The sequence below is a fragment of the Nostoc paludosum FACHB-159 genome (assembly GCF_014698835.1).
Classification (GTDB): Bacteria; Cyanobacteriota; Cyanobacteriia; order Cyanobacteriales; family Nostocaceae; genus Nostoc; species Nostoc paludosum.
Genome location: NZ_JACJTU010000097.1, coordinates 1 through 13,972, shown reverse-complemented (window position 1 = coordinate 13,972; position 13,972 = coordinate 1). Strand labels below are relative to the sequence as shown.

At 38.7% G+C, this 13,972-nt stretch carries 9 protein-coding genes and 1 pseudogene; 2 read left to right on the top strand and 8 right to left on the bottom strand.

Going from position 1 to position 13,972, the window contains the following annotated elements; all coding sequences use genetic code 11:
* Together H6H03_RS37715 and H6H03_RS37710 are read right to left on the bottom strand one after the other, a co-directional pair.
* Positions 1 to 513 (bottom strand): annotated as a pseudogene (locus H6H03_RS37715) (bifunctional DNA primase/helicase); the annotation flags it as partial.
* Between the two features lie 815 nt (positions 514 to 1,328).
* Positions 1,329 to 2,756 (bottom strand): NB-ARC domain-containing protein, encoded by a 1,428-nt coding sequence (locus H6H03_RS37710; RefSeq protein ID WP_190960106.1) that lies wholly within the window; start codon positions 2,754 to 2,756, stop codon positions 1,329 to 1,331.
* 174 nt (positions 2,757 to 2,930) lie between these two features.
* Between H6H03_RS37710 and H6H03_RS37705 the strand changes: the two genes are divergently transcribed.
* Both H6H03_RS37705 and H6H03_RS37700 read left to right on the top strand, forming a co-directional pair.
* On the top strand, positions 2,931 to 4,787 hold the full coding sequence (locus H6H03_RS37705) for a protein kinase domain-containing protein (RefSeq protein ID WP_313932031.1): 1,857 nt from the start codon (positions 2,931 to 2,933) through the stop codon (positions 4,785 to 4,787).
* 70 nt (positions 4,788 to 4,857) lie between these two features.
* The gene (locus tag H6H03_RS37700) at positions 4,858 to 5,943 is read left to right on the top strand and encodes a tetratricopeptide repeat protein (RefSeq protein ID WP_190960105.1); all 1,086 of its coding nucleotides are present in this window, start codon (positions 4,858 to 4,860) and stop codon (positions 5,941 to 5,943) included.
* Here H6H03_RS37700 and H6H03_RS37695 read toward each other — a convergent pair.
* The 6 genes from H6H03_RS37695 to H6H03_RS37670 all read right to left on the bottom strand — a co-directional run bounded on the left by H6H03_RS37695 (position 5,885) and on the right by H6H03_RS37670 (position 13,598).
* On the bottom strand, positions 5,885 to 8,314 hold the full coding sequence (locus tag H6H03_RS37695) for a CHAT domain-containing protein (protein ID WP_242058193.1): 2,430 nt from the start codon (positions 8,312 to 8,314) through the stop codon (positions 5,885 to 5,887). The genes H6H03_RS37700 and H6H03_RS37695 overlap by 59 nt on opposite strands.
* A 73-nt stretch (positions 8,315 to 8,387) precedes the next feature.
* Positions 8,388 to 11,000 carry a two-partner secretion domain-containing protein gene (locus H6H03_RS37690; RefSeq protein WP_190960103.1) on the bottom strand — a complete coding sequence of 871 codons (2,613 nt, stop codon included), beginning with the start codon at positions 10,998 to 11,000 and terminating at the stop codon, positions 8,388 to 8,390.
* Entirely contained in the window at positions 10,987 to 11,574 is a 588-nt protein-coding gene (locus H6H03_RS37685; RefSeq protein ID WP_190960108.1) for an IS630 family transposase, read from the bottom strand. Before H6H03_RS37685 ends, H6H03_RS37690 begins: the two co-directional genes overlap by 14 nt.
* On the bottom strand, positions 11,538 to 12,059 hold the full coding sequence (locus H6H03_RS37680) for a helix-turn-helix domain-containing protein (protein ID WP_190960102.1): 522 nt from the start codon (positions 12,057 to 12,059) through the stop codon (positions 11,538 to 11,540). Before H6H03_RS37680 ends, H6H03_RS37685 begins: the two co-directional genes overlap by 37 nt.
* Positions 12,060 to 12,289: 230 nt before the next feature.
* Positions 12,290 to 12,934 (bottom strand): PAP/fibrillin family protein, encoded by a 645-nt coding sequence (locus H6H03_RS37675; RefSeq protein ID WP_242065759.1) that lies wholly within the window; start codon positions 12,932 to 12,934, stop codon positions 12,290 to 12,292.
* 406 nt (positions 12,935 to 13,340) lie between these two features.
* Positions 13,341 to 13,598, bottom strand: coding sequence for a hypothetical protein (locus tag H6H03_RS37670; protein ID WP_190960101.1), 258 nt, complete (start codon positions 13,596 to 13,598; stop codon positions 13,341 to 13,343).
* Positions 13,599 to 13,972: the final 374 nt, after the last annotated feature.

The following is a 13,972-nucleotide window of genomic DNA, read 5'->3' as shown; positions in this document are numbered from 1 at the left end:
ATTTTGTAATCGCAGTGCCAGGGGTGAGTGATATCGCTTAATGCTATACCGTAGTGCGACCTTATCCCAAATACAATTGGGCACATCAAAGTATGTGACTCGGTTAGCTGTTTTCGGTGGTGACTCGTACTTAACTGGCTTACCCTTTTCCCAGTCAATGCGGGGTAGGGAAGGTTTCATCCGTCCCCACTCCATTGGTCGCCAGTTATTAATCGGGTCTAGCCCGCTAATCCATAATCCTCCTGCCATTAAATGCAGATAGGCTTTCAAAAAACCGTCTGTAACTCGACCAGCGTTTTTTCTGGGGATCGCTTGGGAGATGAACAGATAATCGTAAACTGTTTCTCCTTCGATATGAGAAAAGTTGCGCTCGATCAACTCAGGATGAATGGCGCTGCTCACCGCTAGCTCATGATACTCGGCGGCGGTGAGATTATTGGGGTATTCACAAATGTTAGATGATAACACTTGATCCCCAACGCCCAACTCTTGTGGGCATTGGTTATTTGACACAGTAGATACCTCTGATAGCTATGGTTTTCAGCTTCACAGAGGGGTTTTCAATCTAGATTTCAGGAATCAGGAGTCAGAGGAATTAGAGTCCTTCGTAGGCGCGATCGCATCTGCCAAGTCCTTCACCTCATCTTGAAGTGAAAGACTTGTACGGGAAAATCGACCCATAATCAATTCCGACCGCTGGATTCTGAGTTCTGGATTGCTCCTATTCACACTGCTTTATAAAAATTTACATAAATCAAATATAAATTTTCTATCAAATTGCCAAAAACGGTTAGCAGAAACTAGCTGTACTTTTCCCTTTATCGCTATAATGGCAAAGTAAAGCAGCGTGGGATCTTTTGACAAGTCAGTGGATGTAAGTCGCCAAACTTTAACTGCCACTTTCTTCGTCATCACGAGATCAACCCCGCTCTGAAATTATTCAATTGTCTGAACTTTAGGGCAAAGCGCTACTCCTTAGTAGGTTTTGCCTACATTTTTATGTGTGCCTTATTTTCCTCCATTTCTGGTTGTACGCGTTGACAAGCTCGATCTTACAAAACTTCGGTTATTTTCGCATCTAGCAAGATTGTGATTGTTTAATTGCGTTACCTCCTGATTGATTAATCTTTGTACATTTTGCCCTACTGGTTTAGGGCTTTTCTCAAGCAGCCCTGAGTGACATAGTGACATCTGTTTGGGGTCTAGCTCGAAAACTTGTATGTGGGAGTTTACCCGATGCGAACCCTGCTTGGTTAAGCAACTGAGTATATCAGTGGTTGCTGTTACCTTTCGAGGGTCTAGTTTACCTGTCATCATAACTACCTCTGTTATGATGCAATTTTTAAATTGGAAGAGTCAAAATTATGTACTATACCTAAAGTGTCTGTAAGAACATACTTCTTGATAACTGGTTGAAGTATAAAGCAGATTTCTTTGGTAATAGGGTTTTTAACACTTTCAATTAATGACATTCTTTCTAAATTTTCTAATGCTTTGACTAAATCTAAAGTTGAAATAGATACTTTATGGGTAAGTTTGAAATTGTTCAATATTGTGGTAATAGTAATTGATTCTGAACCCTCAACAGTCTTTTCAGCTAAGTAAATCATAATCTGTTTATGAATGCTGTCTAAGATATTTCCGACCATTTTGTTAAGTATATTTTCTAATTTTTTGCTGACAAGAGTAGTTGGATTTTCAAAAAATATTTCTGTATTACCAAACATATTATGAATGCGGTTAACCACATCAGCCAACTCAGAAGGGTTACCACGATAAGTTTGAATTAGTTGATGACATCTTTTTAAATCTGTAATTCCTCTTTCACCCAAAAATTTGATGGCTGAATCTGTATCTAAACCTTCAACTCTTATAAATTGGAAAGGTCTTTTAGTGTTTATAAATTCAACAAAATCATCAAATAAAACTCTGTTAGTTACTATAATACAACTTTGGTGATTTTCCTCAACTAAACGTCTGATAAAAATCAAATAATCCAAGTTGAGTTTGGGATTTTGATATAAAATTTCTAATTCATCTAAAACTATTAAACAGTGTTTTTGTTTAAGAATTTTGAGCAATAAAGTAATTTTAGCTTGGGTATAATTGGGCGAAATAAACTGAGGATCGAGAATTTCTAATAGTTCTGATATTAAATCTTCAATTGTGGGTAAATAAGCTACTGATTTCCAAATGAAAAAGTCGAAGCCAAAATTTTTATCTTTACTAATATCGCTCATTAATTTTGCTGCCAAAGAGCTTTTACCAATACCTGCAACTCCCACTAGTGATATACAGTTAAATTGCTGTGTTGCAATTAATTCTTTTAAGTAGACAAGCTCCTGTGTGCGACCATAAAATTTAGAAACATCAGGGAGCTTACTTCCCTTGATTACATCTTGATTTATAAAGGCTTGTAGACAAGTTTGGAAATTTCGTTTGCAGACTTGTTCTCCGTTGCCAATAATTTTTGTCAATAGATCAAATAAGTCGATCGCTACCCGGCGTTGCAAGTAATTTTTTTTATAAGATGAGTTTTCAGACATCTCCTCATAGCTTTGATCGTACCAAGCTCCTCTTACAACAATAATTTCTGGCTCTGATAGGGATTTTGCCCTCGCTTGGTAGACTAATTCATTCAAAACATCTAAAGCTTCTTCTAGAGTGAGCTTTTGTAAAGTGCTACTCTTGAGATGAATATCTGAGGGTGCATTAGCAGAAGACGAATCTGGTTGTAAAGAAGCACTATAAGCCATAAGTTACCCGTTAATACTGCTATAGTATGGCGTTGATAACATCGTACTTTATGTGTGACTTTAAAGCTACCTCTTTAGCAATGTATCTTAAAATATTTTTCTAGTAGTGGGTGAGTTATTGATAAAATTAAATGCTGGTATTTGGATATACTAAGTAACCTGTTAGGATCGGCTGTGAAATATTGTATAAACCCGCTGTGCGAAGCTAGGGAGAACCCAGATGATGCAGAAAATTGTCTCTCTTGTGGCACTCCTTTGCTAGTCGATGGACGGATTCGGTTAATTAAGCCTTTGAGAGAACTGACGGGAGATTCGCATATAGACGTTGAAGTATGGGAAGTAGAAGATGCTGGGACAAAGTGGGATACAATGCGCCGGCACAGAATCATGAAAGTCCTCAAATGGGGAAGTCCTAAGATAGTGGAAATGTTCGAGAGAGAATCTAAAACTTTGAGGCTTTTAAGTCATCCGTGTATCCCAAAAAGTACAATGGACGATTTTTTTACCGTTACTCCAAATAAGTTTCCTCTAACGTTGCGATGCTTAGTGATGGATAAAATCGAGGGAGAAAATTTGCAAGAATGGATAGAGTTAAATGGTCAGATTTCACAATCACTAGCATTAGATTGGTTACAACAATTAGTAGAAATTCTAGATTTAATACACCATACAGAAATTTTTCACAGAGATATCAAACCAGCGAATATTATTCTTCAACCAGATGGAAGGTTGGCATTGGTTGATTTTGGTGGGGCAAGGAGAATTACTGATACCTATTTAGCAAAAGTAAGTGCTAGTGGAGGAACAAGCACAAGACCGGGAAATTATGAAGTGACCGCTGTCGTTTCAACTTGTTATACTCCGCTAGAACAAATTAACGGCAAGGCAATACCGCAGTCAGATTTTTATGCTTTAGGTCGAACCTTGGTGCGGTTAATTACAGGTACTTCACTGATAAGCTTGTCCACAGATCAGAAAACAGGAAAACTAATTTGGAGAGATAAAGCACAGCAGATTGACAAACCTCTTGCTGACTTTATAGATGAGTTGATGGCTCCCTTGCCAGCGCAACGTCCGCAGACTACTGAATTAATTTTGCAACGGTTAGAAAAGCTACCTCAGCAAATTAAAAATTATAGGTTAGCTACTTCTAAAGTATTTAAATATAGCAAATATACATTAATAGTTTTAGGAATAATTGGGGGGATCTTTCTATCTCTACCTCTAGTAGCAAACTACCTAGTAGCCCAAGGACGAAAGTTAGAAGCAGCAAATAATACTCAGCAGGCACAAAAGTTTTTTAACTTGGCTTTAAAGATTAGCCCTCAGAGTAATCGAACTATATCAAGTTTTTACTTTGAAAGAGGCGCTCGCAACTCCAATACTCTGAAAGCGGCGAAAAGGTATTATGAATTAGCAATAAAATATAATAATCAAGATGTAGATGCTTATAGTAATTTAGCTTATGTTTGCGAGAAATTGAACCAAGATGACTGTGTAATTAAAAATTATGAGAATTCATTCAAATTAAAGCCCGATAGCTGGGAAGCCCGTTATGGGCTAGCCCTTTTCTATGATAATAGAGGAATGTATGATTTAGCCCAAAAGCAATATCAGTTAGCTATACAAATGAGTAGAGAGGCAATACCAGCCATCAATAATTTATCAAGGTTGAAGATTTTAGATAAAAAGTATAATTCGGCAATTGCTTTAGCTCAAGAAGGTTTAAAAGAAACTGATAATGTCAAATTAAAATCTAGTTTATACAAAAACTTAGGTTGGGCAAAATTAGAGCTAAAACGTTATGCTGAGGCAAAGGCTGATTTGGAAAAATCAACAAAGCTGGATGCCAGGACAGATGCTTACTGTTTATTAGCGCAAGCGCAAGAAGCATTAAATGAAATTAATGATGCTAGGCTGACTTGGGAGATTTGCCTGATTGCCGAGTCAAATCAGCAAGAGGTTCAAGAGTGGCGATTGCAGATATTAAAGCGTTTATTGGGAGAGTTTGTTCCCCCACCTTCGCCCTAGCTCTTTTTGAAATACCATGTTTCTTGTATGCTATTAACTTGTAAATAACTACACTAGACAGGTTTTCAGGATGTTGAGTTTACAAAATCTAACAAACGGAATCAGAAAAAAAAAATTCCCAGTTCAAGTTGTAGCGATCGTATCAATATCAACACCGCTTATTTCAGGCTCTAGCAGTGCATGGGGACAATCTCAACTAATAGCTCTACGCCAGTGTATTAACGCAGATGGCAAGGTAATAAGTAAAGGCGATCGCTACTTGCCACCAGGTAGTTCGCTCTGTCCTGGAGATAAAATTCACCCAGACAATGGAGCTACGGTTACAGTTATTTGCTACTTAAATCGAAAAACTTTATATATTGATCGAGACAGCGCTTCTGATCCTGCAAACCAATGTGCACGACCGCAACTGACTGAGGTAGAGAAATATCAGTGTACAAACCTCAAGCCACAGAATTGCCCGACTGACTTTAAAGGATCAGCTGATGACGATACTGTACCAAAACCAAGATTAATTAGTCCTTACATTAGTGATGGTAGTATATTGACTACGCAACCGTTAATTTCTTGGCGTGTTGTCCCTGGAGCTACTAGCTACACAGTAAAGATGGAGGGAAATGATGTTAACTGGCAGATAGAAGTAAATAATACTGTATTGCCATATCCATCAGGGCAACCTCGTTTGAAATTTGGGAGTACATATACAATTATTGTGTTTGCGTATCAGGGAAAGTCAATAATTAGTTATGCTCCTTTAGTGATTAGCATTTTACCAGAAAAAGAGCAATTAGAGATTGCGTCCTTAATTAAACAAATTAATGAATTGAAAATACCTCCAGACGAAGCTGCGGCTAGGGATTTAGACACTATATATATGTCGAAGAATCTGGTAAATGAATCGATTGAGACATTAAAGGTAAGAGTAGCGGCAGGAAGCCAAAACCCAAAAGTTTATCGGGTACTAGGAGATCGCTATTTGGAGGCAGGGCTGTCTGACGAAGCTTTTAATAAATACGCAACGGCAAAGAAGCTAGCTAAGAGTAGTAAAAACCTAAAGGAATTGTCAAAGGTGCAAGAAGGTCTAAAGTTGTGGGAATTTATAACCAACTACCAACGAGCAAAAATGGCGCCCAGTAGTAATGATGAGCGTATTTAGGATTTTTCATTAATGTGACTTGTGCAAGTCTTAATGCTTCAGCTTTAGTAATACCATTTTTCAAGTTCTTGTAGAATTCTTCCATTAACAAAGCAGTGGAATCTGCATCTACTAACCATAAAGTAGCTATCGTAGTTCTCGCACCTGCTTGTGCCGCTACTCCAGCCATTCCTAATGCTGACCTTTTATTACCCTTTGCGGTCTGGCAGGCACTTAAAACTAGTAGCTCAATCGCATCTGCATCAGTTTGAACATTACCTTTGAGTAATTTGTCAAATTCTCTAATATTGATGACCTTTTCATAGGCTAAAAGTACTGTTTTTAAAGGGTCAGAACTAAATTGTCCATGAGTGCTGATATGAACGATTGGGAAGTTATTTTTACTTATTTCTTGCTTTAGACGGCGACTAGTAAATTTTTCATCTAGCAGCGCGAGGGAGGATTGTGTTTGTGCTTGAACATCTTTTAATTCCTCTTTGGCTTGGAGTAGTGGTCTGATACCTTTAGGAGCGTTACGATCTAACATGCTGGGGCTGGGTTTAGCCAAAGCAGCGATGAGAGCCTTGAACCGATTTTTCGATAAAGGCTTGGGAGATCGAATTCTAGAACCCAGAGTAGCTGCAATACTGTAACGCTCGATCAGATATTTTTCCCCATCGTATAATATACTCATCGGTATACTTTGAAAAGATTTATCCAATATAAATATTAATGTTCCCGATGCAGGTAGGTATGACGATATTGGCGCGATTAATTGTTCATAAAGTGCTTGAGAAGGTAAAATAATTTGTCGCACATTAGTAGAAACAAGTTGAGCTTCCTGTAACTTCCGTACAAGATTACTAACATACTCTTTAACTAGTTTTTCTTCAACAGAGTGATGATGAAGAGAGCGGTCTTGAGACTGTAAAATTACTTCTATAGTGTCATCTAAATCAATAATATGAATTACTCCAGAAGCACTATTTAAATTTTGAATTTCATTGAGAGCAACAAGGTTAAGCTTACCGCATTTGAGAAAGTTTTCTAGCTGTGCTATTTGTAAACGTTCGTTTGTCTGAATTACTTCTTGAAGATTGGCCTTAGAATCTTTCAAAAGTAACTTCATATAATCACGGTACACAGGTTCTACTTCTGTTTGAAAGAAGAACTGTATGTCTGTATTACTTGATAAGATGCTGTCACGAATTTGCGCTAAGTTATCGATAGCAGCCTTATACATTTGGAGGGCTTCTTCAGTTCTTCCTTGATTCTTGTACAAATTCCCCAATTTATACTGCCATTGATAAGCAATATCTTTCGCATGAACTGATTGAGCTAAGTTTAAAGCTTCTACAAAATATGCTTCTGATTTCTCTGGCTGCAATTTACCTAGAGTTCCAAGACTGTAAGACTTGATACGTAGATTACTTGTACTTTTAGCGGTTTGTAGTGCAGACTGACCATATTCAAGAGCTAATAAACGTAATTGTTCCTCTGGAATTTGACTTAAACTCTGAGCGAAGTTGAGCTTTGCATAAACTAATTGAGTAGCCGAAAAGTGAGAAAATGCAGAAGAGTTTTTCACAACTTTGTCAACAGAAGGTTGAATTTGTTGTTGGATTTGGTTGCGAATCTCAATTAATTGTTGATTGCCTGAATTTAACTCTGCTGTCAACCATTTCTCAAAATTTATCAGCAAGCTCAAATGATGAAGTTGAGATTTTAACTGTGTGATTGGAGAATTTGTAGATACCTGAAAGACTTGCTGATAAACTTCAAGTGAGTTCAATGCCTGTTGCTGAATTAGAACTACGATTTCATTTTTAAAATCTGGTTCTTCTACTTCATAATATTTATTTCGTGCTTGCTGATAAATAGCTTCCTCAGTATTAGCTAACGATAGCAAAATTTCGCTAGTATTAATAGAAGGCATTTGCCTTGCAATTGATAGTGTTTTCGTTAGAACGACCTTTGACTCATCTAACTTACCAATTAAACGCAAGACATCTCCTAAATTATGCCAGGCAAATAGATTTACTGGCAGATGTTTTTGCTTATCAATCGCTGTTATTAATGGTTTTGTTAAAGATTCAGTAGACTGTTGTGATGAGATGGTGCAAATTTTAGCATCTGCATCTAACTTTAAAGCTTCTACAAGTGTGTCACAAGCTAAATGATTTAAACCCAAAGCTTGTAGAGCAAGATTTTGGTTAATTAATGTTCCAATAATACCCTCTTGATAACCAAGTTGACGATAAATTTCGGTGGCTGCTTGCCAAGACTCAAGAGCCTCTGATGCTTGTCCTTCATTGAGATATTTTTCTCCAATTTGGGTCAGCAATTGTGCCTGACTACGTTTTTTGGCTTCTTTGGTTGCAGCAACAGCCATAAAAGATGATTTGCTCACAGCCGCAAACAACCCTAGAGCGCTTGAGAATAGATACTTAAAGCAATCTCGACGTTTAATCATTGTTAGGGATAGTAACAGTATTCTTTGATACTTTTGTTTCTTCAGAACACAAACTAGCGGACGATGCTACATAGGGCGTCACTGAACTAGCTTCTACTGTTAACATGAGGTTCCCCTTAGAATCCATTACCAAATTTTGTGCTTCTACAATTTCTGTTGCTTGTTTGGTTAATAATTCTGGTTTCTCTAGATTATTGATAGTCTCAGACGAAGAAAAGTTATCTTGCCAAGTTGGTTTAACAGATGGTACATCGTTAGGACTGAGTGGTAATCTGTCAACGCCACTGTTGACTAAAATACTTGCTACTGCACCTGAGCCGAACTCGCAAACTGATGCAATTTCGGGAGGTTCTGCAACTGTCTGTGGTACTAAGACAGCAGCAATAGGGTTAACGAGGAGGCCGTTGATCTGTACTGTACCGTTAGCCCCGAACTGGGAACTGGCTGTAATGATGCTATCACGCGAGAAGAATAACCCCTTAGTATTGATTGTTACATTGCCACCTCTGCCTTTGAATGCGTTTGCTGTGATTCTGCTATTTTCTGTGCCAACTATAATATCTGCATTGATGTTCACATTGCCGCCGTCACCATTAGTCCCTTGTTGTCCAGCAGTTGCAGAGATAGCGCTGTCATTCAATTGAACAATTTTTGAGTTGATGTCGATATCACCACCCTCGCCAATCGCAGTGGTTGCGGTAATACCGCCAGCGTTGGTGATGCTGATTCTGTCAGCATTAATTTGGAGTGTGCCGGCGTTGCCGGGGCCGTCGTTTCTGACGCTGATTAGAGCGCCGTCTCTAACATTTAATTTTTTAGTATTAATTGTAATGCTTCCCGAATCTCCTCTCAGTATTTGAGGCAGCAGGTATAGCTCTTGGAAACTTCTATTAGCATCAATAACAGATGAATTTATGAGACTGGGATTTAAAGCACCTGGGACTGTACCTATCACGTCTATAGAATCAGAAGCATTAATGATAAGGCTATCAGCTTTTCCACTTGAGCGAGTGGAAGTATTAATTACTCCGCCATCTCTAACTGTTAGCTTTTTTGTATTAACTGTTAATTTTCCACTATTACCGCTGCTATAAGTTGCAGTAGTCAAAGAGCTTGGAGTAAAAACATTTGGCACTAGTCCAATAAGTTCTATAGAGCTATTAGAATTGACACTTACATTTCCTCCAGAGCCATTTCCAAGACTTAAAGAACCAATAATACCTCCGTTTTTGGCAATCAAAGATCCTGTTGAAAGAAATAAATTTCCCGCATTACCAGAGCCAGAAGCTCTAGTAAGAATAGTACTAGAAAGCTGTGAATTTCCTGATAAATACCCAATCACTTGAGTAGATTCAGCAGTATTCACTGTTAAGTTACCACCTTTGCCAGCACCAAAAGCTGAAGTGAGAATTTCTCCCCCATCTAGTACAGACAAACTTTTTGTGGACAGTGTAATATTACCTCCATCTCCAGAGCCAAAGGTTGCAGTAGCGATATTACTAGGTAGCTGAAGAACGGAAGCAGAACCATCAGTAACTTTAGTGAATTCGGAAGCGTTCACAATAATATCGCTTCCTCTGCCTGCACCGTAAGTTCTAGCCACTATTGCTGCTCCGTCCTCGATAATTAGGTTTGGAGCTGAAATTTCAATTTTTCCTCCATTTCCTATTAAACTTTCATTAACCAAGCTAGTAGGGATCGCTCCATTGATAGAAGTCCCAATTATTCTTAATTCTTTTGAAGCGTTTACAATAATGTCACCTGATAATTTATTCCCTTGGTTTTGAATCAAAAATATCGAGCCAGTTGCTAGTTCAATATCAGCACCTTGCGCTTGAACAAAACCACCCCCAAAGCCACTAACATCTGCTAATGACTGTTGAGATAATTTAATATTCTTAAAGCTTAATACATTTTCATAGTTGAAACTCCAAGCACTAGAAGCTGTATCAATGCTTACTATTCCTTCATCAACGCTACCTAGCTCAATGTGCCCTCTACTCGCCTCAAGCTTCCCTCCTTCTAAAGCTATGTCACCGCCCAATAAAGCCAAAGTTTTTTCGGGCTTTACACGCAAGCCATCAGGGCTAATACTTTTAATAAATGGCGAGAATGGGTTATTAAGAATCAGATTGTGTCCTCTACCTTGAGCTTGAATTGCTCCTGGATTACCATCAAATCCTAAGCCAATAGGTGCGCTCACTGTTAATAAAGGTTTACCATGCGAAGTTTTTGCACTAAATTGGCTGCCATCAGCAAAGTTAATTCTGCTAGCAGTACTAGCTAAGAATGAGCCACCGATATTTAGGCTAGCATTGGGGCCAAAAATAATTCCATTAGGATTAATTAAAAACAGGTTAACGTTATAGTTAGTTTGAAGCAAACCATCAATGTTAGAAATAGACTTTCCTGTTACTCGATTAATAATGTTCTGAACATTTAAAGGATTATTGAAGTAAGCGGTTCTATCTGTAAATAAAGAGAATTGCTCGAAGCTATGAAATAAGTTGTTTCCTGCTTGCGTTCCTCCAGTAATAATGCTGGTATTACCTTGTAACGTAACTACAGAATTGACAGGTAATACCAATTCTCTATGAAGATGCATAGAATAAAGCTTGATGAAAGAGAGCTTCGAGGATAAAATCATAACTTGTCAAAGAGGAGATTACGAGAGAAGACATTTGAGCTAACTCATGTTGAATCCGTTGGCGCAGTTCTTGTAAATTAGAGAAGCTTTCCCCTTTGAACTGGCGTTTAATAAACTGCCATAATCGCTCAATTGGATTAAGCTGAGGGCTATGAGCAGGTTGAAAGACCGGGATGAGATTTTCAGGCCAAGACAGCGCCAAAGCTTGATGTGCAGATGCTTGATCCATTTGCATCAGTGCCATATCATCACCCAGTTCTTGGGATAGGGCATCAAGAAATTTCTGAAAGTTTTCACCGTCCAAATGAGGATATTCATGACAAAAATGCCATCCTGTCAATGGTTCAACGACTCCATACAGCCAGAATGCCTCTCTTGGCCACTGTACACTGACTATCGGTTTGACACCACGAGCCGTAATCACTCGCCCGGTTTCCGTTTTCAACCCTAGTCTAGTCTCATCCTGACAGAGGTAACGTAGTCGCTTTCCTTGACCTAAAAGGTTTTGAAAGCTAACAAGGGCGTGAGGAATGTTTTTTTAAACAGGTTGATAGCCTGTTCATCCTGCTGTTTGCTTACAGGTCGAGGTATTTTGAGTTTCGCCTGGAGTTGATAGTGTACCAAACGATATACCGTCTGATATTTGACTTCTAAATCAAATTCCTGCTTGAGCCACTCTACAATTTCCCCATAGCTGCTGAACCCTTCGGGACATTTGAGTTTCTCCTCCAACTGCGATCGCATTTCTCCTTGAATCTTCGGAGTTGCTCCAGGAGAAGCTTTCACCTCTAATAGTTTCGCTAGTCCCCCTTGTCGATACTTTTGCAACCAGCGTGTTACTGTTGAGCCATCTCTGCCCAACATGCGGCTTAGTTCCTGATGCTGTGTTGCTTGTCCTGTTTTTATCCACCAGAGCATTTGCAACCGTTCTTTCTCAAAAGCAGTCCGAGCCTTCTTGAGACTTTTAGACAAATATTCAGCGCTCTCACTGATTTCTAAGTTAAAAGGGCGTCCCATTGCTTGCCAAGCAGTGTTTAATTTTTACTATCACACTATTCTACAGTTCTATGCACCCTCATATAGAATTGGTATAATGTGTTATCTGGAACAATCTGTGCTATCACAGGTGATGAGAATAACAGATAAAATGTCGAAGCTAAATGTTCACAAAAAAAAATTAATTTTTTCATCTCAAATTATAACTATGCTCAAAACTCGCTTCAATAAGCAGAACTTTTCTGTTAGGACTAAGTTGAGGGTGTTACATCACGCCTAAATACAAATAAATTATCTGTTCTACCTCGTCCTATCCTAATTTGTTGATCTAAGTAGGAAGTGATCCACAAAGCTTCTTTCTGTAGGAATTCTAATACTGGTATATTCAATTCAGGAAAACTCCAATTAGACAGCCCAAAGGGTTTAACTACTTGGATGGCAAATGAGTGAAAGGATACTTTGGCAGTTTTTTCATCTGCCTCCTTTTTCCAGTATCCATTAGCCTGTAACTGCCACTCACCTAAAATAGGTATTTCAAGCTGAGCGCTATTAGAAGCTGAGATTTTTGTGATATTACTATCAGCCAAACTCTGCCACACACGTTTGATTTTAATTCCACTCCAAATATCTTGAATTGATGCAAGTTGACGTGTAACGACTGTCCCACTAGAGGCATATATTAATTCCCACTCACCTAATAAAGAAGGGAGGTAATTAGATGCCAGTGGTTGTCTAATTGGATTTATAGTTTCCAATTGTCGCACCAGTTTATCGATAGACTCATTAGAGTTTGGAAATAGGCTTTGGTGTAATCCTAATTTCTCTATACGTTCTACCAGTTCAGCTTTTAAGGTAAATCTTGTTGCGTCATACTCTATCATATATTTTATTTGCATTTATTTGAATGTGTTGTCTAGATTATTGCTGTCCGTAGCGAACGCTAGTAATCAATTATCTTTAACGTCCATTGATTGATGCAGGTATAACAAACATTCTTAACAATACGCGAAACTCATCTCAAGGCGCACAAATTCTCAGGATGGTGATCGCCCTAGCCCCACCCCAACACCAGCTGTGCCTTACACGACATCCCACAGCAGCACACACGAGTATCAAAAGTATCTACTGATATTTCTAGGAGAAAAAACTGCTGTGAGTGTTACTGGATAAGGATAATAACTTGTTACAAATTTTGCAAGCCCCAGCAGAATTCTCAAAGAAATCAGTAGCCTACTTTAGCTGACTACTGAGATATATTGATGATATGTGCGCTAATTATTGCAAGTATCTATAGATAGATTATTAATTAGAAAAACTATCAACCCGCAAATCACGCCAGATATCAGAAATCTGCCAGCCAGTGTTACCAACGGATTGTAGAACTGGATAACTTTGCGCCGAGGATTGGTAAGCTGGATAAGCGATTTCTTCTGGTGGCTGTTGCTGTTCGATTTCGGCAGTGGCGGCGGTATCAACCGCATACAGTTCTTCGGGTAATGATTGTGAAACGACAGACTTTTTGAGAGCGCGGAACTCAGGCTTTTTGATGATGGGTTTCATAATTATCTGGGTGCTGAAAGCTCGATATTAAAAAGATAGATGCAGCTAAAGTTACATGAACGCCTCATCTATGGTCAGCGATTAAACAGCCCCAAGCAAGTAGTGATAACAAGGCAAGAGAGTTCGGTTGAGGAAGCCTTGCAATTGACGACAACTGCAAAGATATAAGAAGCTAATGAAAACCCCAACCTGTAAACAAAGGCTGGGGAGTACTAATAAATCTAACCCCATGATGCCACAAGCAAATACCAAAAAGACCACCTTCAAACTGGAGGTGGGACGATGACCAAACCCACCTCTGGCAAAAAGACCGCAGCCGGAGTTCCCCCCAAGTCAAAGCCAGCACTCAAGCGGCTCAAGCAGGAAAACCCAGA